The following is a 17,588-nucleotide window of genomic DNA, read 5'->3' as shown; positions in this document are numbered from 1 at the left end:
GGAGGCCGGAGGGGCCACGACGACGGTCGGCCCCGCCGTGATCAGGGCGGGGCCGACCGACCGGCCGCGTCAGCCCTGGGATCCGGGTGGCTTCGCGTTGGTCCAGCCGGCGTACTCGAAGATTTCGTAGGAGAACAGTCCGCCCGGCGCCGACCACGTGGAGCCGGCGGGCAGCTTCGTGTATCGCAGCTCCTGCGCGATCGGCAGACCGGTAGCCGGGTTGATGACGAGCCGCTGCTCGACGGTGCACGACGAGTAGATCCAGGGCTGCCGAGCGTCCGGATCCGCCTTCGTCCGGTCGCCGCAGTGCCGGTGCCCGCCGGTCACCGCGATCGCGATGCCTTCATGACCGGCGACGTCCCGCACCCGTCCCAGGCTGTGTACGCCGGAAACGCCGGCGAGCATCCGGTAGAGCGCCGACCGTACCTGACGTGTCACCGGCATGGCGAGCACCTCGGGGACTCGCTGGAAGAGATACGACGCGGCGTCACCATCCTCCCTGTGCTGGTATTCCGGCGCATCGAGGAACAGCTTCTCGAGGCGGGCCGGATCGGTGGGGAGCGCCTGCAACTCTTGGACGGACATGCTGCGGCCGCCCACACTGAAGGGTTTGCCGCCGGGGCCACTCTCGCCGAACGGCATGGACCGCTTGCCGGCCTCGGTGGTGACCCGATTCCCGCCGTCGGTGAATCCCTGTGGGCCCGCGAGTCCGGTCGCGCCGGCGCTCGCCCACGCCGTCGGGGAGCCGTCACGGCGCCAGGCCGCACGGTCCCTGGTCGAGGCGAGCTGCGCCCCCAGCGGCTGCGTGAACACCATGCGGTCGTCGGACGAGCGTGCGGTCCACGTCTCGTTGCGGCTCCGGTCCATGATCAGGTACCGGCCGTCGGAGGGACCGACCTGGACGAAGTTCCCGGTGATCGTGGACTTTTTCCAGTGACGGCCGGTCGTCAGCGGCGAGTTGGCGGCCGTCTTGGCGGCCGCGAGCAGGATCTGCCTGGCCGTACCCACGTCGCCGTCGGCCGTGGCCTCGGTGCCGTCCGGCATGCGGAACACACTCGGCGGGGGCCCTGCCGGGGTCGCGTTCATCGCGAACACGGCGGCCGCGGCGGCCACCGCGCCGGCCGTGGTCACGCCGGACAGCCACCAGCGCAGCGCGGGCCTCCGGCCGCGACGGCGCTCACCCGCCGTGCGGACGGCGCGCAGCACCGTGTCGGGGTCGGGCGCGTGGCGCTCGAGGGTGGTGAGTGCCGCACGCAGATCGTCTTCCGTCCTCATTTGACCGCTCCCTCGATCCGCATGTCGTTTCGATGAACCCGGGAACCCGGCTGTGACTTCGTCTCCAGCTCCACGCGAAGCCTGGCGAGCGCGCGAGACGCGTATCCGCGGACGGTGCCCGGCTTACAGCCGACCACCTCGGCGATCTCGGCGTCGGAGAGACCCTCGTAGTAGCGGAGGGCGAGCACCGCCCGCTGCCGCCCGGCAACTTGCCGATCTCGGCGAGAAGAGCGTCGCGTTCCGCGAGGCCGGAGGCGTGATCAGGGCTGGCGCGGTCATCCATGTCGGTGCCGCGCCCGGCCGGGACGAGGCGCCAGGAGCGGCGGCGCCACGACAGGAACTCGTTCACCACCATCTTGCGGACGTAAAGTTCCGGCCGGTCCAAGCCGCCGATCTTGTTCCAACGCCCGTGTGCGCGGATCAGCACCTCCTGGACAGTGTCTTCGGCGAGGGCACGGTCGCCGGTCAGCACCGCCGCGAACCTCAGCAGCGCCGGCAGCTTCGCGACCGCGAATTCCTCGAAGGTCATCGCACCTCCATCGTTGGAGTTTCCATGCGATACACGCTTCGGTGACCCCGATGTGTTGTGCGGCGACGGAACGTTTCCGCGGTCGCGCGATTCTTCCAGTCGCGGTGTCTCCGCGGCTGAGGAACTCAGGCCACGGCCGGCGCCCGCTCGGCGGCGGGGGAAGCGGCCGGTGCCCTCATCGATCGACGGTGTGATCGCGTAGGGGGCCGACCGACAGGCCGCGCTCGGTGATCTCGTCCAGGATTGATGGCAGCGCGCCGAGCGTGTTCCTCCACGAATCGGGTGCCGACGTGCAGTCGGAGTCGTGGAGGAGCACGGTCCCTCCGCCGTCCAGGTCGCGGGTGACCGTCGCGAGGACGGAGGCCGGGGTGGCCGAGCGCGTCCAGTCCCGGCCCCAGTTCGTCCACAGCACCGGCGTGAGGCCCAACCGGCGCGCCGCCCGCAACGCCGAAGAGCTCAGCACCCCGTACGGCGGCCGGTACCAGCGCGGCACCGTCCCCGTGACCGTGACGATGCACTCCATCGCCCTGGCCAGATCGTCGTACGTCGCCGCGGGCCCGCGCAGCAGCATGCAGCGGTGCTCCCACCCGTGGACGGCGATCTCGTGCCCGGCCTCGGCGAGGTCCTTCCCCAGGCCCGGGGCGGCCTCGAGCATCCGGCCGAGCAGGAAGAAGGTGGCCTTGACCTCGTACTCCCGCAAGGCGGCCAGGAACGCCGGCGTCGAACGCGGGTCCGGGCCGTCGTCGAACGTGAGCGCCACATGACCGGGCTCGCCGACGCCGGACAGCCCGGGGAACAGCCGCCGGCGCAGCGGCCCGATCGAGGTGACGGCCGGTACGGCGTGCGCGGCGGCGAGGACACCCGCCGCCGTCGCGGCGAGGCGCGTGGTGCTCATCGGATCGTCTCCGTCATCTCGGCGGGGTGCTGCGGCGTGAGTGGTCCGGCCGGGGTGGGACGGGTCGCCTCGCTTGTCCCGGCGGGGTGCTGTGGCGTGGGTCGTTCGGTCGCGACGGGGCGTGTGGTGCTCATCGGGTCGCCTCCGTCATCTCGGCGAGCTCATTCGACGCGGGCCGTCCGGTCGCGGCGGCGTCCGGGCCGGTCGACGCGGCGATCCGTCCGGTCGCCAGGGCCGCGACGATCGCCGCGGGGTCGGTGGCGCAGGGGGATTCCGTCATGCGCGGTCCGGTCAGCGCCGCGAACAACGCCTCGGGCAGCTCCTCCGGCCGGCGTGCCCACGGCGCCCAGCCGGCCTCCTCCAGCGCGGCCGCGTTCGTCCGGCCGTGTCCCGGGAGGCAGCGGTAGCTGATGACGGGCAGGCCGGACGCCAGCGCCTCGAGCGAGGACAGGCCGCCGGCGTTCTGGACCACGACGTCGCAGGCGCGCATCAACGCCGGCATGTCCTCGACCCAGCCCAGGGGCACGCCGACGCCGGAGCGGGCGAGCTCCTCCCGCAGCGCCGTGTTGCGTCCGCACACGACGACCGGCGTGACCAGCCCGGACGCGGCCACGTCCCGCACGGTGGCCGCGACGTCGCCGGCCCCCCACGACCCCGCCACCACCAGGGCCAGGCGGTCGGCGTCCGGCAGGCCGAAGCGCAGCCGCGCCACCTGCCGCTCGAGCACGGACGCGGCGGGCCGGAACCCAGGTCGTACGGCGGGCGCGCACACCCGGACGTCGGCCGCGCCGAGCCGTCGCGCCTGTGCCGCCGTCGTCGCGTGCAGCGCCAGGTGGGCGTCGACCCCTTCGGCTATCCACAGGGGGTGCACGGACATGTCGGTGAGGTACGTGACGACCGGGACCCGAAGCGCGCCCCGCCGCCGCAGGCGGCCCAGCGCCTGGCTGGCGAGGGGGTAGGTCGAGACGACGACGTCGGAGCCCGCCGCCGTACGGGCGAGACGGCGGGCGGCCAGCCCGCTCAGGGCGCGTACCGCCGCCGCGAGGTTCCGCCGCCGGTCCAGCGCGGTGAACAACCGCTCCCAGCTCTCCGGGGCGGCCCGCAGCTGCAGCGCGTACGACTGCCGCAGGAGGCGTCCGAGCGAGGCGGGGAACAGGTCGACGAAGTCGTGGCGGTCGACGGAGAACCCGGCTTCGCCGAGCCGTCGGGCCAGCTCGCTCGCCGCGCCGTCGTGCCCGGCGCCGACGCTCGCCGACACGATCGTGACGTGCCGTTTCGTACCGGAGTGGATCAGGGAGGTGTTCACGACCTGGTGCCTTCTATCTCGACGCGATGGGACTCCGGCCGGCGTCGGCCGGAGGGGGAAGGGATCGCTCGCCGCCGCGTTCCGCGTCGGCGGCGAGCGTCACGGCCGGCGGCCGCTCCGGATGCGCAGTCGTCCGTACGGGGTGCCGCGATGTTCGACCGCGACGCTGGTGAACCGCCCGTACGCGACGGCCAGCCAGCAGAACCCGCCGATCGCGATCACCTCGGCGCGGTGCGTCCGGCCGGTCCATCGGCCGCCGGTGAAGAGCACCACGGGGAGGGGCGCGTCGGCCGGCAGCCGGCCCCAGGCGACGGCGCACGGGCGACCGTGGGAGACGCCGCGCCGGGCGCCCCGCAGGATCTCCGGCGCCACCGACGTCCGTACGACGACGTCGACGAGAGTCTCCGCGTCGTACACCTCCAGCGCGGGCCGCTCCGTGACGGCCCGGCCGAGCCGGATCGTCCACGGGGTGCCCGTCAGGTGCCGCTCGACGGGTGCCGCGCTGGTGGCCATGGGGGTGATCTCCTTCCGTGCCCGGCTCGATCGGGCACGGAATCAGCGTCGTCGTTTCGGGAGCGGAGATCAGTAATGCGGCCATCCGACTTCGGGTGGCACCAGGTTCACCATCGGTCCTACCGCCTGCTCCAGGAAGCCCGTCCGCCTGCGGAAACGGGCGGACAGTGCGGCGTCGTTAGACTCCCGGCATGCTGCTCCCGACGGACGAAGAGATCCGCGCGCTGCACGAGAAGCACGCGCCCACCGCCGCGGCGTTCGACCTCGTTCACACGCACTGTGAGATCGTCTGCGGGATCGCGGAACGACTGCTGGCCGACGGCGGTCTGGACGTCGACGCGGATCTCGTACGGGCCGGCGCCCGCCTGCACGACATCGGCGTCTATCGCCTGTACGACGGCGACGGGCGCATCGACGAGGCGGGCTACATCCGGCACGGGATCCTCGGCTACGAACTGCTGAAGGGCGAAGGGCTCCCCGACGTCCTCTGCCGCTTCTGCTCCTGCCACACCGGGATGGGCATCACCCGCGACGACGTCCGGCGCCAGGAACTCCCCCTGCCGGTCGCCGACTACGTGGCGGAGACACCCGAGGAGGAGCTCGTCATGTACGCCGACAAGTTCCACAGCAAGACCGACCCGCCGACCTTCGTCACGGCCGACTCCTACGCCACCCGGGTCCGGCGGTTCGGCGCGGACAAGGTCACGCGATTCCGGGCGATGTGCGAGACCTTCGGCGTCCCCGACCTCACGTCATTCGTCGCCGAGTACGGACACGCTCGGGCGTAGGCGGCTCGTTCTCGCGCATGCGGTGCCGATGAGCCGCGGCTGAGATCTTCACAGATTCCCCACATATCGTCCGTGGGATCTCCGTGCGCGGCTCCTAGGCTCGCCGCCATGCAACGGATCCTTGTGGTCGAGGATGAGCCCGCCATCGCGCAGGCGGTCGCCGACCGGCTGGCCGCCGAGGGCTTCGAGGCGCGAACGGTGGCCGACGGGCCCGGTGCCGTGGCGGCCTTCACGGAGTACCGGCCTGATCTGATCGTCCTCGACCTCATGCTGCCCGGCTTCGACGGGCTTGAGGTCTGCCGCCGCATCCAGGCGCAGCGGCCGGTCCCCGTACTGATGCTGACCGCGCGCGACGACGAGACCGATCTGCTGGTCGGGCTGGGGGTGGGGGCCGACGACTACCTGACCAAGCCGTTCAGCATGCGCGAGCTGACGGCCCGCGTCCGGGCCCTGCTGCGCCGGGTCGAGCACGCCGCCGAGTTGGCCGCCGCTCCAGCCCGCGACGTGCTGCGACTCGGTCCGCTGGAGATCGACCGGGCGGCCCGGAGGGTCGCCGTCGACGGGGTTCCCGTGCACCTGACGCCCACCGAGTACGACCTGCTCGACTGCCTCGCGCGTACGCCGGGCGCGGTGCTGACCCGGGCGGTTCTGCTGGAGCAGGTGTGGGACTGGGCCGACGGGGCGGGGACGCGCGTGGTGGACAGCCACATCAAGGCGTTGCGTCGCAAGCTCGGCGCGGACCTCATCCGCACCGTCCACAGCGTCGGGTACGCGTTGGAGGTCGGTTCGTGAGCGTCATGCACAGGCTGTGGACGGCGCTGCCGCGCCCCCTCGACCCGATGCGATCGATCAAGATCAAGCTCGGGGTGCTGGCCGTCTGCAACTGCTGCGTCGGCGGGCTGACGATGGTGTGGGGGTACGGCCTGGGCTTCCGCGGCCGGATCACACTGCCGGTGGCGCTGCTGATCTCCGTTGTGATCACCCAGATCCTGGCGCACGGCATGACGGCGCCGTTGCGCGAGATGACGGCCGTCGCCCGGGCCATGGCACGCGGCGACTACCGCCGCCGGGTCCGCGTGACGTCCCGGGACGAGGTCGGCGAACTCGGCAGGGCCTTCAACCGGATGGCGGTCGACCTCGCCGAGGTCGACCGCCAGCGCCGCGACTTCGTCGCCAACGTGTCGCATGAGCTGCGAACACCGATCGCCGCGCTGCGGGCGATCCTGGAGAACGTCGCTGACGGGGTCACCCCGGCCGAGCCGGAGGTGATCGAGGGCGCCCTGGCGCAGATCGAACGCCTGGGCCGCCTGGTCACGCAGTTGCTCGACCTGTCCCGGGTCGAGGCGGGCGCGGTCTCCCTGGACCTGACGAGCTTCGAGATGGGCCCCTTCCTGGAGGCCGCCGTCAGGGAGGTCAAGGTGGGTCGGCCGGGCCCGGTGTTCGTGGTGCGGACCGAGCCGGGGCTGGTCGTCCGCGCCGACCGGGACCGGCTGCACCAGGTCGTCGCCAACCTGCTCGACAACGCGGCGCGGCACAGCCCGTTCGGTGGCGCCGTCACCGTGACGGCGGCCATGCGAGGCCAGGCGCTCCGCCTCGAGGTGCAGGACGAGGGGCCGGGCATTCCGGCCGCCGACCGCGCGCAGGTCTTCGAACGCTTCTCCCGAGGCTCCGCCTCACAGGTCGGTACCTCCGGCGGCGGCACCGGCCTCGGGCTGGCCATCGCCCGCTGGGTGGTCGACCTGCACGACGGCGACATCGCCGTCGCCGACTCTCCGCACGGCTGCCTCATCCGCGTCGTACTTCCGCAACCTCCTCAGGGATCGTCATGACCGAGCCTCCGTCCCATCCTCGTCCGAACTCCCCCGAACCCGGCCAATCCTCCTGGGCGGCGCCCGCAGCGGCCCCGGCGGCACCAGCCTCGCCTTCGGCCGCGCCCGCATCGGCCCGGCCGGCACCGGACTGGCCTGCCACGAGTCCTGTCCCGACCGGTGGGGTGCGCATCCCACGGAGGGACCCGCTGCTGGTCAAGGAGTGGTGTCGGCCGGCGCAGCCCGCGTCGCCCGGGCTGCTGATCCGCGCGGCGGTGGCCGGGGCGCTCGCCGCCGCGCTGTTCCCCGGGCGTCCTGGGCTGAACGTGCCGCTCGCCGGTGTCGCCGCGATCGCCGCCCTGGCCCCGGTCGCCCGCCGGAACCGTACGTCGATCCTGTTCGCGGTGCTGACGCTGGCGCTGTCGGCGTTGCCCGTGCTCGTCGACGCGGGGTGGATCGTCGCGCTGGCGATCGCCCTGGCCGTGCCGCTCGGGTCGTACGCCGTGACCGGAGGACGGTCCTGGATCGACCTGGTCGGCGGGGGACTCGCGTTCGTGCCGGCCGCCCCGCGTTCGATGCCGTGGGCGGGCCACGGCGTGGCCTCGGTCGCAAGGTCCGGACGCCGGCCGTCCGGGGCGGTGGTCGGCTCGCTGCTCCTCGCCGCCGTGCTCCTCGTGGTGTTCGGCGGGTTGTTCGTGACGGCGGACGCCGCGTTCGGCCGGGCCGTCGCCGGGCTGCTCCCCGACGTCGGGGCGTGGTCGCTGATCGTACGGATCCTCATGTTCGCCGTGGGTGTCGTCGTCGTCCTGACCGGGGCGTTCCTGACCGTGGCACCGCCGCGCTTCGCCCGGCCTCCCGCGGCCTCGCACATCGGCCGCACGCCGTGGGCCATCCCGATCGTCGCGCTGGACCTGCTGTTCCTCGGCTTCGTCGCGGTCCAGGCCGACGTGCTCCTGGCATCGGACCGGGACCGGCTGCTGCGCTCGACCGGCCTGTCGTACGCGGAGTACGCGCGGCAGGGCTTCTGGCAACTGCTGGTCGTGACCGGGCTCGTCCTCGTCGTCGTGGCCGTCGCGGTCCGGTACGCCCCGGTGGCGCGCCGGGCCGACCGGGTCACCATCCGTACGCTGCTCGGCCTGCTGTGCGCGCTGACCCTCGTGGTCGTGGCCGTCGCGCTGCGCCGGCTGTTCCTCTACGAGCAGGCGTACGGCTGGACGAGGCTCCGGTTGTGGGTGCACGCCTTCGAGCTGTGGATGGGCCTGGTCATCGTCCTGGTCGCCGTCGCGGGGATCCGGCTGAAGGCGGCCTGGCTGCCCCGCGCGGTGGCCGTCGGCGGCGCCGCCGGCCTGCTGGCCCTGGGGCTGGTCAACCCCGACGGGTTCATCGCCGCCCACAACGTGGACCGCTTCCGGCACACCGGCAGCGCCGACCTGCCGTACCTGGCCGGCCTGTCCGCCGACGCGGTCCCGGCCCTCGACCGCCTCCCCGAGCCGCAGCGCTCCTGCGTCCTGCGCCACCTCGCGGGATCCCTGCGGCACGGCGACTCGTGGACGCGCTTCAACCTCTCCCGGGCCCAGGCGCGCGACCTCCTCCGCCGGCACCCGATCCAGCCGTCGTCGCCCTGCTGACCCATGCCCGCCGGGTGCCGTGGTCGGGGCTACGACTCCGCCGGCTTGCGGACGAGGAGGCGCCCCTGTTGGAACCTCCTCTCGTTCCCGCCCGGCTCGCGGCGCAGCCGGGCGACCTCCTCCAGCCCGGCCTTCCGCGCCAGGTCCGCGACGTGGTCGATGGACAGCCGGTAGGCGAGGGACACCTTGTGGTCGAACGGCTCCGCCGGGTGCGGCGAGTCGGCGTCGGCCGCGAAGAAGCCGAGGAGCAGGTGACCGCCCGGGGCCAGCACTCGGCCGAGCTCCGCGAAGATCACCGGCAGCTCCTCCGGTGGCGTGTGGATGATGGAGTACCAGGCGAGCACGCCGGCGAGCGTGCCGTCCGCGATGTCCAGGGCGGTCATCGACCCCACTTCGAACCGCAGGTCGGGGTTCGCCTGACGGGCCAGCTCGATCATCGTCGGCGACAGGTCGACGCCGGAGGCGGTGACACCGAGCGACGCCAGGTAGGCGGTCATGCGGCCGTGGCCGCACCCCAGGTCCGCGACCGGTCCGGCTCCGTCGGTCCGCACCATCTCAGCGAAGCCGGCGATCAGCGAGCGGTCCACCGGATGGTCGTCCATCGCGGTCGGGAAGGTCTCGGCGTACAGGACGGCGACGGCGTCGTACGCGTCGCGGGTGGTGTCGAGTGAGGAGGGGGTTGTCACGGTCGTCGACCATATGGCGGCACGTGATCATGTCTCAAGCCGCACGAGAACGGCGGTATCGGCTGCCTGCTCAGACCATGTACTGGTCGTGGCGGTGGTAGAGGTCGGTCCACTCCTCCTCGCTGAGCTGCCGTCCGCTCGCCACGATCTCCGCCAGTTCCTCGAAGTAGGCCTCGCGTGGCGCCCCGGGGGCGAACAGGACCAGCATCGAGGCGGGCCCCTCCGGGTTGTCGAACGCGTGGATCCCGCCCGGCGGGACGAAGAGGAAGTCGCCCGGCGTGGCGTTGACCCAGTGTTCGCCGTCGTAGAGCGCGACCGTGCCGGACAGGACGAAGAACGACTCCGACATCGTCCGGTGGAAGTGCGCCCCCGGGCCGCCGCGGCCGGGCTCGCCTCCCATGTCCCACCGGTAGAGCCCGTACTGCCCGCCGGTGGATTCGCCGGTGGCCAGATAGTGCACGTTCGAACGCCCGCCGATCCTCAGGTCGGGCGCGGAGCCGCCCTTCCACAACCTGCCGTTGACCTCGCCCTTGTCCCCGTGGAAGAGCTCCTTCGGGTACGACATGCCGGCCTCCTCGCCGATCACTCTTACCGGCTGCCGGGCCGCGCGCACGCGACGCCGACAGCGTCCTTGCCATGGCCGCCTGCCCGGCCCGGATCGAGTGATCCTGGGCCGGGCCGCGATCGGGCTGCTGATCAGTTCGCCATACTGGCGAACATGCCGGGCTCGTAGGAACCGCCCTGGTTGTGCACGATCACGCCGAGCCGGTTGGCCGCGTTGATCATGGCGACCAGGTAGGCCAGCGCGATGATCTGATCCTCGTCGTAGTGCTCGCGCACCTGGGCCCAGGTCTCGTCGGACACGCCCGGGTAGGCGTCGGCGAGCCGGGTACCCTCCTCGGCGAGCGCCAGCGCGGCCCGCTCGGCCTCGGTGAACACGGTGGAATGGCGCCAGGCGGCGACCAGGTTGAGCCGGACCGCGGTCTCACCGGCGGCCGCGGCGTCCTTGGTGTGGTAGTCGACGCAGAAGCCGCAGCCGTTGATCTGGCTGGCGCGCAGCATCACCAGGTCCTGGGTGGTCTTGGGCAGCGACGACTGCTCGATCGCCAGACTGACGTTGTAGAACCGCTTGCCAAGCTTGGCGCCGAGCTCGGTGGCGTTCAGGTTCATCCGGGGTGCCATGGCTTCGTCCTCACTCGCTTGTGTCGCGTGCCGCGTGGATCGTTCGCGCGGCGTCCTGACGACCATGGAGATGCCGGCGACCCGCTTCCTGTGACAGAAGCGGCGGTGTGACGTGCGCCACCGATCGTGGGTGTCACAAAGCGGCGGGGACCGGCGTCTTGTGCGTGTGACACGGTCGACAGTGAACAGGCGGGAGGCCGATATGAGCGAGCGCGAGGACCGAACGACCGGTTCGGTCGAGCCGCCGGACCAGGGGGGCCGGATGGACGCCGCCACTGAGGGGTTCCTCGCCCACCGCAACCTGCTGTTCACCGTCGCGTACGAGATGCTCGGCTCGGCCGCCGACGCCGAAGACGTCCTGCAGGAGACCTGGATGCGGTGGGCGGGCGTCGATCTGGCCACCGTGCGGGATCCGCGTTCGTTCCTGGTCCGGATCACCACCCGTCAGGCGCTGGGCCGGCTGCGTACGCTCCGCCGCCGCAAGGAGTCCTACGTCGGCCCCTGGCTGCCAGAGCCGTTGCTGACCGCGCCGGATGTGGCCGAGGACGTGGAGTTGGCCGACAGCGTCTCGATGGCGATGCTGCTGGTACTGGAGACGCTCGCGCCGACCGAGCGGGCGGTGTTCGTCCTGCGCGAGGTGTTCGACCTGGACTACGACGAGATCGCCGAAGCCGTCGACAAAACCCCGGCCGCGGTCCGCCAGATCGCGCACCGGGCCCGGACACACGTCGCAGCGCGCCGACCACGCGGGATCGTCTCCCCGGCGGAGACCCGAGACGCGCTCGAGGCCTTCCAGCGGGCGGTCGAAACGGGCGATCTTCAGCGCCTGCTCGACATCCTCGCGCCGGACGTCGTCCTGCTGACCGACGGTGGCGGGATCGTGCAGGCCGCGCTGGCACCTGTCGTGGGAGCCGACACGGTGGCCCCCGTGCTGGGCCGGATCTCCGCCGTGGCGTCGCTGCAGCCGACCCGGCTCAACGGCCACCCGGCGTTGATCATCCGGATCGACGGCGAGATCGACACCGTCATGGCGGTGCGCGTCGACGACGGCCTCATCACCGGGCTCTACGCCGTCCGCAATCCCGAGAAGCTGTCACGCGTCGAGCGAGAGACCGCCGTGACCCGCTGAGCCGCAGGGGACTCGCCAAGGAGGCCGCCTCCGACGCCGATCCGGCCACCCGCTTCGCGGCGACCTGGGACAAGGTGGTCCTGTCCTTCGCCACGACCGGTCCGCTGTGGGCCGTCCAGTTCGAACTGCTCGCCCACCTCCAGCGCGACCCGGCCCTGCGCGAGAGCTTCGCCGACGCGACCCGGCCCGCCCGCCTGGCGCTGGCCGGGCTCTTCGGCCACGAAGGGGACGAGGAGACCGCACTGACCGTCGGGGCCTTCTACCAGGCCATGCTGAGCGGGCTGGCGGCCCAGGCGATGGCCGACCCGGCGAACGTCCCCTCCGGCCGCGACCTCCTCGACGCCGTCCGGACGGTCGCGGCCGGCCTCGGAGCGGGCGGCGCCGAGGCGAGGACCTGACCGCCTCGGCGGATCACGGCTCGGCGATGACGACGAGGTAGCCGTCGAGGTCGCGGAGCCAGATCTCGCGGTGACCGGCGTTCGGGTTGAGGTGCACGTCGGTGACGACGCGCGCGTCCATCCGCCGGATGCGCTCCACGGCGGCGTCGAAGGCGGGGATCTCGAACCACAGGGCGACACCGTTGCCGAGCGGCCGGTCGGGGTCCGCGATGGCCCCGTGGTGGTGCCCGACCTCGAGCCGGTGCAGCTGCATGATCATCGTCCCGTCGACCAGCAGTTGCTCGTACTCCGGGCCACCGTGACCGCTGGTGGCGCCGAGGACGTCCTGGTACCAGCGACCGGCCTGCTCGACGTCCGCGACCGCGACCATCGGCTGGGGTCGTACGCCGGAAAGTGCATTCTTCGTCATCCCCGGACCGTGCCAGGACGGCCAGACACCAGGCTTGGACGAATGGGAGGCCGCACCGGCATCGGCCGGTGCGGCCTGGCGGTCGGCGTCAGGGATGCCGAACGTTCACCGGGCTGCCGTAGCCGGAGAAGTCGATCACCATGGTGCGCGTGACCGGGTCTCGGTCGGCGATCTTCGGGTCGGGGCCGACCAGGGTCGTCTGCGTCGTGATCTGCTTGACCTTCTGGCCGGCCACCACCACGGTGCCGGTGACCTTGTTGCCGCCGGGTTCACCGCCGGCGGACTTCTTGCCCACGTACGCGAACATGTACCGGCCGTTGCCCGCCCGGGTGACGCTCCCGGCGGCGTCCAGCGCCTTGAGCAGCGATTTCGGGCCTGACGTCAGGATCTCCGTCAGGGGGAGAGCGCCGCGCGGGCCAACGATGGCGCCGGCGGCGTCCAGACGCGTCCACTTGGCGCCGCGCTGCACGTACGCCTCGTCGCCGATGAAGCGGAATTCCATGGAGCGCGCCGGGGCGATCTTCATCCGCAGGTATCCGCGGTGGGCCACCGGGTCGAAGGCACCCTGATAGTGCTCGGGGCGGTCCTTCCGCTTCGCCTGGGAGACCGTGTACGTGATGGCCACCTGGTAACTGGTGCGCGAGGTGGACTCCGCGGCCGCTGCCAGCTGCAGGGTCGGCTGGGACGAGGCGGTGCCGTGCGAACCGTCGCCGGGAGAGGAGCCGTTCGACAACAGGCCCATCCCGACCGTGATCGCCGTTACCGCCGCGACACCGGACGCGGCGGTGACGATCCTCGCCCGGCGCTTTCGCTCCTCCCGGCGGCCGCGCTCGATCAGTTCGGCGACCGGCGCGGCCGAGTCGCCGTCCTGTCCTGCCAGCGAGCGCAGGGCCGTCGAGAGTTCTTCTCGTTCCATGGTCATCGTGTGATCTCCGTGTTCTGTCGGGGGTCCAGGTGGCGCAGCAGTTCGCGCAGCCGTCTGATGGCGCGGTGGTGCTGGTTCTTGACGGTGCCGACGGTGCAGCCCAGGGCCGCCGCGACCGACTTCTCCGTCAGGTCCTCGAAGTAGCGAAGGACGACGATCGTCCGCTGCTGATGTGAGAGGGCGAGGAGCGCGCGCCGCAGTTCCTCGTTCGGTTCGCGCGGCGCGGAGGCCGGGTCGATCCGGTCCGGTGTCTGCGCGGTGAGCAGCTCCCGCCTTCGCCGCCTCCACCAGCTGACGTTCCCGTTGACCAGCATGCGCCGCAGGTACGCGTCCGGGTCTCCGGCGGCCACGCGCCGCCACCGGACGTAGAGCTTGACCAGGCAGTCCTGCAGGAGTTCCTCGGCCTGGTGCGGGTTTCCGGTCAGCAGCGTGGCGACCCCGAGGTGACGGCTCCAGGCCGCCTCCACGAAGGCGGCGTAGGTGAGGTCCTTCGTCGTGTCACTCACGCCCATCAAACGCGGCAGGCCGGGAAAAGGGTTGGCGGCCCGCCGCCGGTTTTTTCGGCGCCGGGCCGGGCGACCGTACGGGGGCGATCGCGGCCCGGATGTCCAGGCTCGCGGTCAACGCGGGAGGCCACCGGTGCCGCCTGCCGATGTGCGCCGGATGTAGGTGAAATGTACGGCCTAATGTGCCCCCTGACCGCACAGTCGATCTCGAGGGCGGCCGCCCCGGCCACCTCGGGGCAGAGGAGGGTTCCCATGATCAAGACGGTGCGTGCGTACGCGAAGTACACGGTCAGTGCCCTGTCGGCAGTGCTGTTCACGAGCGTCGCCGGCTGACCTGGTGTGTCGCTCTCTCCGGGAGCGTTCGCCCGCTCTCGGAGAGGGCTCCATTCTCCCCCGGCCATGACCTGGAGCAGCGGTGTTCACCACGGGTATACGGCAGTTGGGTTTCGCCTGGTCGATGCTGTCGGGCCGCCGGTTCCGGGTCGGTGACGTCCTGGCCCTCGCCGATGACATGCGCGCGACGCTGCAGGAGTTCGGCTCCGCCGGCGACGGGGCCAGTGACATGCTCACCGCGCCCGATCCGCAGGTCCAGGCGAACCTCACCCTACGGCGGCTGCGCCGCACGGTACGCAACGCCGCCCGGCACACGCCGTACTACCGGGACCTGTTCGAGCGGACCGGCGTCGACCCGGCGTCCGTGACGCCGGACACGATCGCGAGCATCCCGCCGACGCCGAAGAACGCGCTGCGGAGCATGCCGTCGGCGTTCGTGTCGGACGCGGCACGGCCGGCCGTGGCGGCGCAGACGACGGGCACCACGGGCATCCCCACCACGGTGTGGTTCTCGCAGTACGAGCTGGAGCTCACGGCGGCGACCGGCGCGCTGGCGTTCATGCTCGTCACGGGCCTGCGTACCGAACACGTCTTGGCCAACTGCATCACGACGCGCTCCATCGCCCAGTACGTGGCGGAACGCTCCGTCCCGATGACGGGCGCCGGCTATGTGCCGATCGGGCCGGTCGACCCACGGATCGCGCTCGACCGGCTCGCCACCCCCATGCACCTGCCCGGCAAGCGTCCGCAGATCACTCACCTCAACACGACGCCCTCGTACCTGGCGGCGCTCGTCCAGGAGGCCGAACGGGACGGCTGGACCGCCGCCGACTTCGGGCTCCAGGAGATCCACGTAGGCGGGGAGATCCTCACTGACGCGCTGCGGGACCGGGTACGCGAGCTGTTCGACGCGCCCGTCGTCGACGGCTACTCGATGACCGAGATCATCCCGGTGGCCGGCCAGGTCTGCGCGCACGACCACCTGCACCTGCCGGTCGACCTGGGATACGTCGAGGTGCTGGACCCGGCGACCCTCGAACCGGCCGCGCCCGGAGCCGTCGGCTCCCTGACCGTCACGCCGTACCTGTCGTACCGGGACACCACGACGCTGCTGCGGTACGTGACCGGCGACCTGGTCCGCGTGCTGCCCGAGGCGGAGAAGCTGGACTGTGAGATGGCGGCCGTGCCCGCGACCTCGCGGCCCCTCGGGCGCGTGACCGGTTCGGACCTGACCACCAGGGACGTGCTCGAACTCCTGCAGGCGGAGCGCACACTGCCACTGCCGACGCGGTACGCGCTGAAGGAGGACTCCGGCGGGACCGTGCTGCACGTGGTCGCCGAGCGGGCCTCCCGTACGCTGCTGGCCCGGCTGGAGGGGCGGGTGGCCGACCTGGCGCTTCCGCTGTCCGGGGTGGTCCTGGTCGAGGACCCGGCCGACCTTCCCACACCCTGCCGCGTCCGCGCCGACCTGCGCGAGCACACCTTCCACACCGCCGGGAGACGCGTGTGAACCACGAGCTGTGGGGCGCCCTCGCCCTGGACGCCACCGTGCTGGTCACCATCGGCCTGGCCGTCGGCTACCTGGCCAAGGTGCGAATGCCACGGCCGCCCGCGGGACTGTTCGTGCGATCCGACATCGTGATCATGGTGGTGCTGCTCGTCGTCATGCCGTTCGCGTACCTCAACATGCCGGCCGCGGTCGTCTGCACGGTGTTCGGGCTGATCGTGTTCGTCGGGTTGCAGGTCACACTCGCCCCCGTCATCGGCGGCCAGACCGCGACGGCCGCGGCGACACTGGTATGCGCCTTCGAGGTCGTCGCGTACTTCGCCGGCTGGTCCACCGCACTGATGGTGGTGAACGACGGCGCGCTCGTCATCGTGGCCGCCGGGGTGACCAACATGTGGGTACAGGCCGCGATGAAGCCGTCCCTCGTCGCCGGGCTGGCCGCCGCGCTGGTGGTGTACGACACGGTGGCGACCGGCCTCACCTCGGTGACCGCGCACTTCATGCACCTGGTCGACGGCATCCCGTTCGCCCCGATGCTGGCGGCCCGGTACGCCCCCGGGCCGATCATGATCGGGCTGGGCGACACGCTCATGCTGACGCTCTGGCCCCTCGTCGCGCTCAAGTCGTACGGGCGGGTCGCCGGGATCTGCGCGGTCGTGGTCGACGTGCTCCTGATGGCGGCGGTGTTCGCCGGATTCGCCTCCGGCGCGATCACCTGGATACCGCTGCTCACGCCGCTCGGGCTGCTCATCGTCGCCCAGCACCTGTACTGGCGCCGGCGCGCCCCCGTCGTCGTTCCCGTGCGCGCCCCGCTCGAGGCGGCACTGCGGGCAGCGCACGGCGAGGGCGAGGGGACCTGGATCGCCCTGCACGAGGGCGAGGTCGTCGGCCGCGGCGACTCGCCGGGAGCGGCCCGGCGGGCGGCCCGCGAAACCGGCATCGCCGAGGTCCCCGTCACGGCCCTAGACCTCACCGCGCAGCATGGCCGCGTGCAGTCGGCGTAACTCCGGATGCGGCTCGACGCCGAGTTCGTTCGCCAGGACGGTCCGCGCCTGGTGGTAGGCGTCGACCGCGTCGCCCTGCCGCCCGGACCGGTACAGCGCCACCATGAGCTGCCCGTGCAGCCGCTCCCGCAGCGGGTGGACGGTCACGAGCGCCCGCATGTCCGCCACGAGTTCCTCGTGGAGCCCCGCCGACAGGCGGGCTTCACCCAGGTCCTCGATGGCGATCAGCCGTTGCTCGGCGAGCACCGCGATCTCGTTGTCCAGCTCGGGCCAGCGCGGCACGTCCTCGTACGCGTCACCGCGCCAGCGGTCGAGTGCTCCTTCGTAGCGGGTGATGGCGGTCGAGAAGTCGCCCCGAGCGTACGCCGCGCGCCCTTCACCGACCGCCGTCGCGAAGTCGTACGCGTCGAGGTCGGGCGGTTCCACGGCGAGCACATAACCGGGCGGCCGCGTGCGCAGAACGGCGCCGGCGGGACCCAGCAGGCGACGTAACTCGCGCATGTGGGTGCGAAGGTTCGACCGGTGAGAGGCCGGCGGCCCTTCCGGCCACACCGCCCGGATCAGCGAACGGGTCGGCACGACCCGGCCGGGCCGGATCAGCAGCGCCGCCAGCAACGCCCGCCGTTTCGGCTGGCGAATACCGGTGAGCTCGCCCGCCACCTGAATCTCCAACCCGCCGAGGACCAGGAACCGGGGTCGCGACTCACCCAAACCCTGGCTCACCGGATGTCTGATCTCTCATGCACGCCACTTAAGCGGCCAAGCAC

Annotated in this window: 19 protein-coding genes and 2 pseudogenes; 8 read left to right on the top strand and 13 right to left on the bottom strand. The window is 72.0% G+C overall.

The features are described 5' to 3' along the window. Positions 1 to 69 precede the first annotated feature (69 nt). The 6 genes and pseudogenes from ACYVF7_RS59230 to ACYVF7_RS59205 form a co-directional block, all read right to left on the bottom strand. Complete coding sequence (locus tag ACYVF7_RS59230; protein WP_460357640.1) at positions 70 to 1,275, bottom strand: CU044_5270 family protein; 1,206 nt, start codon at positions 1,273 to 1,275, stop codon at positions 70 to 72. Then, a pseudogene (locus tag ACYVF7_RS59225) lies at positions 1,272 to 1,466 on the bottom strand (sigma factor-like helix-turn-helix DNA-binding protein); the annotation flags it as partial. The gene ACYVF7_RS59230 and the pseudogene ACYVF7_RS59225, both read right to left, overlap by 4 nt. A 131-nt stretch (positions 1,467 to 1,597) precedes the next feature. Then, positions 1,598 to 1,804, bottom strand: a pseudogene (locus ACYVF7_RS59220) (sigma factor); the annotation flags it as partial. Positions 1,805 to 1,979: 175 nt separating this feature from the next. Then, positions 1,980 to 2,699: a polysaccharide deacetylase family protein gene (locus ACYVF7_RS59215; RefSeq protein ID WP_460357638.1), complete on the bottom strand. Its 720-nt coding sequence runs from the start codon at positions 2,697 to 2,699 to the stop codon at positions 1,980 to 1,982. 130 nt (positions 2,700 to 2,829) lie between these two features. Then, a complete protein-coding gene (locus ACYVF7_RS59210) occupies positions 2,830 to 4,005 on the bottom strand; it encodes an MGDG synthase family glycosyltransferase (protein ID WP_460357636.1) in 1,176 nt (391 codons plus the stop codon). Between the two features lie 99 nt (positions 4,006 to 4,104). Continuing rightward, complete coding sequence (locus ACYVF7_RS59205; protein ID WP_460357634.1) at positions 4,105 to 4,518, bottom strand: hypothetical protein; 414 nt, start codon at positions 4,516 to 4,518, stop codon at positions 4,105 to 4,107. Positions 4,519 to 4,709: 191 nt separating this feature from the next. On the opposite strand from ACYVF7_RS59205, the gene ACYVF7_RS59200 reads away from it, so the two are divergent. From ACYVF7_RS59200 to ACYVF7_RS59185, 4 genes are all read left to right on the top strand, one after another. Beyond that, complete coding sequence (locus ACYVF7_RS59200) at positions 4,710 to 5,306, top strand: HD domain-containing protein (RefSeq protein WP_460357631.1); 597 nt, start codon at positions 4,710 to 4,712, stop codon at positions 5,304 to 5,306. Between the two features lie 108 nt (positions 5,307 to 5,414). Then, positions 5,415 to 6,098, top strand: coding sequence for a response regulator transcription factor (locus ACYVF7_RS59195; RefSeq protein ID WP_460357628.1), 684 nt, complete (start codon positions 5,415 to 5,417; stop codon positions 6,096 to 6,098). Positions 6,099 to 6,103: 5 nt separating this feature from the next. Then, entirely contained in the window at positions 6,104 to 7,135 is a 1,032-nt protein-coding gene (locus tag ACYVF7_RS59190) for a HAMP domain-containing sensor histidine kinase (protein ID WP_460358618.1), read from the top strand. A gap of 164 nt (positions 7,136 to 7,299) precedes the next feature. Then, on the top strand, positions 7,300 to 8,742 hold the full coding sequence (locus tag ACYVF7_RS59185; protein ID WP_460357625.1) for a DUF4153 domain-containing protein: 1,443 nt from the start codon (positions 7,300 to 7,302) through the stop codon (positions 8,740 to 8,742). 29 nt (positions 8,743 to 8,771) lie between these two features. Here the strand turns inward: ACYVF7_RS59185 and ACYVF7_RS59180 are convergent, their stop codons facing one another. From ACYVF7_RS59180 to ACYVF7_RS59170, 3 genes are all read right to left on the bottom strand, one after another. After that, positions 8,772 to 9,428 (bottom strand): class I SAM-dependent DNA methyltransferase, encoded by a 657-nt coding sequence (locus tag ACYVF7_RS59180; RefSeq protein ID WP_460357622.1) that lies wholly within the window; start codon positions 9,426 to 9,428, stop codon positions 8,772 to 8,774. A 70-nt stretch (positions 9,429 to 9,498) separates the two neighbouring features. Next, a complete protein-coding gene (locus ACYVF7_RS59175) occupies positions 9,499 to 9,993 on the bottom strand; it encodes a cupin domain-containing protein (RefSeq protein ID WP_460357620.1) in 495 nt (164 codons plus the stop codon). Positions 9,994 to 10,124: 131 nt separating this feature from the next. After that, positions 10,125 to 10,610, bottom strand: coding sequence for a carboxymuconolactone decarboxylase family protein (locus ACYVF7_RS59170; protein WP_460357617.1), 486 nt, complete (start codon positions 10,608 to 10,610; stop codon positions 10,125 to 10,127). A 202-nt stretch (positions 10,611 to 10,812) separates the two neighbouring features. Between ACYVF7_RS59170 and ACYVF7_RS59165 the strand changes: the two genes are divergently transcribed. After that, on the top strand, positions 10,813 to 11,739 hold the full coding sequence (locus ACYVF7_RS59165) for an RNA polymerase sigma-70 factor (protein ID WP_460357614.1): 927 nt from the start codon (positions 10,813 to 10,815) through the stop codon (positions 11,737 to 11,739). Between the two features lie 74 nt (positions 11,740 to 11,813). Beyond that, the gene (locus ACYVF7_RS59160) at positions 11,814 to 12,137 is read left to right on the top strand and encodes a TetR family transcriptional regulator C-terminal domain-containing protein (RefSeq protein ID WP_460357610.1); all 324 of its coding nucleotides are present in this window, start codon (positions 11,814 to 11,816) and stop codon (positions 12,135 to 12,137) included. Positions 12,138 to 12,150: 13 nt separating this feature from the next. Here the strand turns inward: ACYVF7_RS59160 and ACYVF7_RS59155 are convergent, their stop codons facing one another. From ACYVF7_RS59155 to ACYVF7_RS59145, 3 genes are all read right to left on the bottom strand, one after another. Continuing rightward, positions 12,151 to 12,546: a VOC family protein gene (locus ACYVF7_RS59155; RefSeq protein ID WP_460357607.1), complete on the bottom strand. Its 396-nt coding sequence runs from the start codon at positions 12,544 to 12,546 to the stop codon at positions 12,151 to 12,153. Positions 12,547 to 12,634: 88 nt separating this feature from the next. Further along, positions 12,635 to 13,468: a hypothetical protein gene (locus ACYVF7_RS59150; RefSeq protein ID WP_460357605.1), complete on the bottom strand. Its 834-nt coding sequence runs from the start codon at positions 13,466 to 13,468 to the stop codon at positions 12,635 to 12,637. Then, a complete protein-coding gene (locus ACYVF7_RS59145; RefSeq protein WP_460357602.1) occupies positions 13,465 to 13,977 on the bottom strand; it encodes a SigE family RNA polymerase sigma factor in 513 nt (170 codons plus the stop codon). Before ACYVF7_RS59145 ends, ACYVF7_RS59150 begins: the two co-directional genes overlap by 4 nt. Positions 13,978 to 14,392: 415 nt before the next feature. On the opposite strand from ACYVF7_RS59145, the gene ACYVF7_RS59140 reads away from it, so the two are divergent. Then, positions 14,393 to 15,820, top strand: a complete 1,428-nt coding sequence (locus ACYVF7_RS59140; protein ID WP_460357600.1) for a phenylacetate--CoA ligase family protein — start codon at positions 14,393 to 14,395, stop codon at positions 15,818 to 15,820. Further along, positions 15,817 to 16,821: a hypothetical protein gene (locus tag ACYVF7_RS59135; RefSeq protein ID WP_460357599.1), complete on the top strand. Its 1,005-nt coding sequence runs from the start codon at positions 15,817 to 15,819 to the stop codon at positions 16,819 to 16,821. Before ACYVF7_RS59140 ends, ACYVF7_RS59135 begins: the two co-directional genes overlap by 4 nt. Here the strand turns inward: ACYVF7_RS59135 and ACYVF7_RS59130 are convergent. Beyond that, complete coding sequence (locus ACYVF7_RS59130; RefSeq protein WP_460357597.1) at positions 16,780 to 17,544, bottom strand: AfsR/SARP family transcriptional regulator; 765 nt, start codon at positions 17,542 to 17,544, stop codon at positions 16,780 to 16,782. The genes ACYVF7_RS59135 and ACYVF7_RS59130 overlap by 42 nt on opposite strands. Positions 17,545 to 17,588 lie beyond the last annotated feature (44 nt).

It is taken from the genome of Actinoallomurus acanthiterrae (assembly GCF_054775715.1).
Note: the sequence above shows the minus strand (reverse complement) of the source record. Positions and strands in the feature narration are given on the sequence as shown.

Excerpts from the sequence above, each read along its gene's own strand:
- ACYVF7_RS59230 (WP_460357640.1), bottom strand. The coding sequence starts at position 1,275 with ATGAGGACGGAAGACGATCTGCGTGCGGCACTCACCACCCTCGAGCGC.
- ACYVF7_RS59215 (WP_460357638.1), bottom strand. The coding sequence starts at position 2,699 with ATGAGCACCACGCGCCTCGCCGCGACGGCGGCGGGTGTCCTCGCCGCC.
- ACYVF7_RS59205 (WP_460357634.1), bottom strand. The coding sequence starts at position 4,518 with ATGGCCACCAGCGCGGCACCCGTCGAGCGGCACCTGACGGGCACCCCG.
- ACYVF7_RS59200 (WP_460357631.1), top strand. The coding sequence starts at position 4,710 with ATGCTGCTCCCGACGGACGAAGAGATCCGCGCGCTGCACGAGAAGCAC.
- ACYVF7_RS59195 (WP_460357628.1), top strand. The coding sequence starts at position 5,415 with ATGCAACGGATCCTTGTGGTCGAGGATGAGCCCGCCATCGCGCAGGCG.
- ACYVF7_RS59190 (WP_460358618.1), top strand. The coding sequence starts at position 6,104 with ATGCACAGGCTGTGGACGGCGCTGCCGCGCCCCCTCGACCCGATGCGA.
- ACYVF7_RS59175 (WP_460357620.1), bottom strand. The coding sequence starts at position 9,993 with ATGTCGTACCCGAAGGAGCTCTTCCACGGGGACAAGGGCGAGGTCAAC.
- ACYVF7_RS59170 (WP_460357617.1), bottom strand. The coding sequence starts at position 10,610 with ATGGCACCCCGGATGAACCTGAACGCCACCGAGCTCGGCGCCAAGCTT.
- ACYVF7_RS59165 (WP_460357614.1), top strand. The coding sequence starts at position 10,813 with ATGAGCGAGCGCGAGGACCGAACGACCGGTTCGGTCGAGCCGCCGGAC.
- ACYVF7_RS59155 (WP_460357607.1), bottom strand. The coding sequence starts at position 12,546 with ATGACGAAGAATGCACTTTCCGGCGTACGACCCCAGCCGATGGTCGCG.
- ACYVF7_RS59150 (WP_460357605.1), bottom strand. The coding sequence starts at position 13,468 with ATGACCATGGAACGAGAAGAACTCTCGACGGCCCTGCGCTCGCTGGCA.